The organism is Emticicia sp. (genome assembly GCF_049241225.1).
GTDB lineage: Bacteria > Bacteroidota > Bacteroidia > Cytophagales > Spirosomataceae > Emticicia.
The window spans coordinates 34,357-37,408 of sequence record NZ_JBMLRC010000494.1; the positions used below are offsets into that span (position 1 = coordinate 34,357).

3 protein-coding genes and 1 pseudogene are annotated in these 3,052 nt (G+C 38.5%); all 4 read left to right on the plus strand.

The window, feature by feature from the left end; translation table 11 throughout:
• Nucleotides 1-207: pseudogene (locus ACOVO2_RS25740) on the plus strand (tRNA threonylcarbamoyladenosine dehydratase); the annotation flags it as partial.
• 91 nt (nt 208-298) lie between these two features.
• A complete protein-coding gene (locus ACOVO2_RS25745) occupies nt 299-1,081 on the plus strand; it encodes a type III pantothenate kinase (protein WP_421772732.1) in 783 nt (260 codons plus the stop codon).
• On the plus strand, nt 1,065-2,360 hold the full coding sequence (locus tag ACOVO2_RS25750) for a hypothetical protein (protein WP_421772733.1): 1,296 nt from the start codon (nt 1,065-1,067) through the stop codon (nt 2,358-2,360). Before ACOVO2_RS25745 ends, ACOVO2_RS25750 begins: the two co-directional genes overlap by 17 nt.
• Nucleotides 2,361-2,419: 59 nt before the next feature.
• Entirely contained in the window at nt 2,420-3,013 is a 594-nt protein-coding gene (lptC, locus tag ACOVO2_RS25755; protein WP_421772734.1) for an LPS export ABC transporter periplasmic protein LptC, read from the plus strand.
• Nucleotides 3,014-3,052 lie beyond the last annotated feature (39 nt).

The following is a 3,052-nucleotide window of genomic DNA, read 5'->3' on the forward strand; positions in this document are numbered from 1 at the left end:
ATGAAAGAATCATTGATTCTGACCGATGGAGCCAATTTCAAACGCTCAGCTTATGGTACTATTTCCTATTTACCTGCTGCTTTTGGTGGTGTTTGTGCTTCGGTTGTGATTCGTGATTTATTGGGTTATCCAATCGAAATCACTAAACGTCCGGCTAATATTCGTCGAAAAACAGCTCTCAAATCAAAATCAAAAGATAAAGAGTAAGTAATCGTTTTTGCGAATAAACTTTTTGTCAAAGAAGATACTCCGTGACACGCTATGCGTGTCACGGATAACTAAAGATAATACCTTAAACATGAACGCAGCCATTGATATTGGGAATACTTTCGCAAAAATTGGTTTTTTCAACGAAAATCAGCTTTTGGAAGTACATCGTGGCTTAGAGCTGCCAAAAATCGAAGAACTGATTCAGTTAAATAATGTTAAAAATATCATCATTTCATCAGTAACTAAATCACAAACCGAACTCGAAGATATTTTTAAAGGTTTTTCAATCTATAAACTTTTTCTCAGCCCCGACACACCAATTCCGATAAAAAAACACTACGAAACCCCGCAAACACTTGGTTCTGACCGATTGGCTGGGGCTGTTGGGGCAAATTTTCTATTCCCAAATCAAAACGTGTTAATCATCGATATGGGAACAGCCATCAAATATGATTACGTCTCAAGCATCGGGGCATTTGAAGGTGGCATAATTTCTCTTGGGATGCGAATACGATTCGAAGCTCTTCATACGTTTACTAAAAGATTACCACTCGTAGAAGCCGAAGGAATACCAGATTTAATTGGCAAAAACACCAAAGCCTGCATTCAGAGCGGAGTAATCAACGCTATTATTGCAGAAGCCAACGGAATGATAGAAAATTACGCAAAACTCGGCAGCTGTCAAGTTATATTGTGCGGTGGAGATGCGAGTTTCTTTGAAAGTCAAATAAAAAAGCCGACCTTTGCACATAATTTATCTATTGATTCAAATCAAGTAGCCACAAGTACTACTTTTTCGATACAAAATATCCCAAATTTGACCCTGATTGGTCTGAACAGAATTTTACAATACAATGTTGAAACAAATTAAACTAACTGCTTACCTATTTATCTGTATTCTGTCAATTACTGAATCTTTCGCACAAAAGGAATCTCGACTTTACGGTAATTCACCGTATTCGGCCCTCGGAATTGGAGATGTTTTTTCGGGCAGTGCAATCGCCTACGATGCCATGGGCGGTACAGGATTGAGCTTTGGCAATGGTATTGCGGTTAATACTATCAACCCTGCACTTTTAGCCAAAAACCGTTATGTGTCTTTTAACACAGGTTTACGTGGACAATACAAAACACTCTCAAACGGAACCCTTTCGCAATCTGACTTTGGTATGAACCTTAGCCACATTACATTGGCTTTTCCTGTTAAGACAAAGTGGACCACAGCCATTTCGATGCAGCCTTATTCAGGCGTTGACCACGAAGCTCGTTTTACACAAACCATTGCTGGAACCAACCAATCGGTGAGTCATACTTACAAAGGGCTTGGAGGTTTATCAAAAGCAGCATGGTCTAATGGTGTTTTGGTTGGAAAAAAACTATATTTGGGAGCCGAAACAGGTTTTTATTTCGGTAGTTTCCGCCGCGATACTACTTCATTGCTTTTACTCAGTTCAAACGATTTGTACCAACGTTTCACTGACCGAGTTTCGGTGAGTGGTTTTGCGTTAAAAACTGGTTTTGCTTTTCAACAAAAACTGGCCGAAAAATGGAACTTAAATGTCGGTGGAACTTATGAGCTACAAAGCAAAATGAATGGTGAAAGAATCCGTACGTATTCTACACTTTATGATAACGGTACTGGTCCTCAAATTATCCAAAAACCCGACACTTTAGCAATTTACAACGGTGGCATTACCTTGCCTTCAAGAACTGCTCTTGGAATTAGTATCGAAAGCCCATACAAATGGACTTTTGCCGCCGAATATAGCCGCCAGGACTGGACACAATACCGCAACTTTGATGGCAAAATGGAAGGAAACCTAACAAACAGCGAAAAAATCGCTTTCGGCGTAGAATACCTGCCAAAATATACTTCCACCAAATACTTCAATCAAGTATTCTACCGTGCTGGTTTCCAACAAGTTAAAACACCTTATTTGGTTAATGGCACGCATATCAAAGACAATAGTTTTTCATTCGGTTTATCTACTCCCTTGGCCTATCGTAGTGTAAGTTACATTGATTTCTCAGTTGCATTCGGAAATCGCGGAGTTGTTGGGAATGGTTTAGTGCAAGAAAACTACATAAAAATGTCGCTTGGATTCTCATTAATGGATACTCGTTGGTTCTTGAAACCTAAAATTGATTAAAATCTTTGTGGAGCAAGCCTTCGGGCGGCTCATACAACACAATTGTTTTATCCTTAAATATGATTAATTCTTTTAAATACATTGTTGAGGTTATTTTTTTGCTGTCAATGACTCTATTTCTGACTTCTTGCGAAGAAAAAAAGAAAGTTGAAGCTACAAAAAAATATAATGGGCCATTGATGGCCACTGAAAATCTGAACGTAATGTACAGCGATTCGGGCCGAACAACTGTAAAACTTACAACCGCACGTCAATTAAAATTTGAAAACGAAGACGAAGTTTATCCTAAAGCGGTCTATGTGACATTTTATGATAAAAACGGCGTCGAATATTCTTCACTGCGTGGTGATTCTGGACGATACGAAAAAAGTAAAGGACTCTACAAAGTAATGGGTAATGTATTCTTTTTCAATCGATTACAACAGCAAAGTCTTTCTACTGAGGTATTGAATTGGAGTCCTGTACAAAAGAAGGTCTTTACCGATAAAAAGTTTACGATTAAAACTCCAAAAGAAGAACTACATGGCATTGGAATGGATGCCGACCAAGATTTTACGCACTACACAATGCGTAGAACCAAAGGTACATTTGCCGTTGATTCACTCAACGCTCAAACTGATGATGATATAGCTACTGATACTACAAGCTATTAGTGACTGGTGATTGGAAAACCAGTTATAAGTAATAAGATT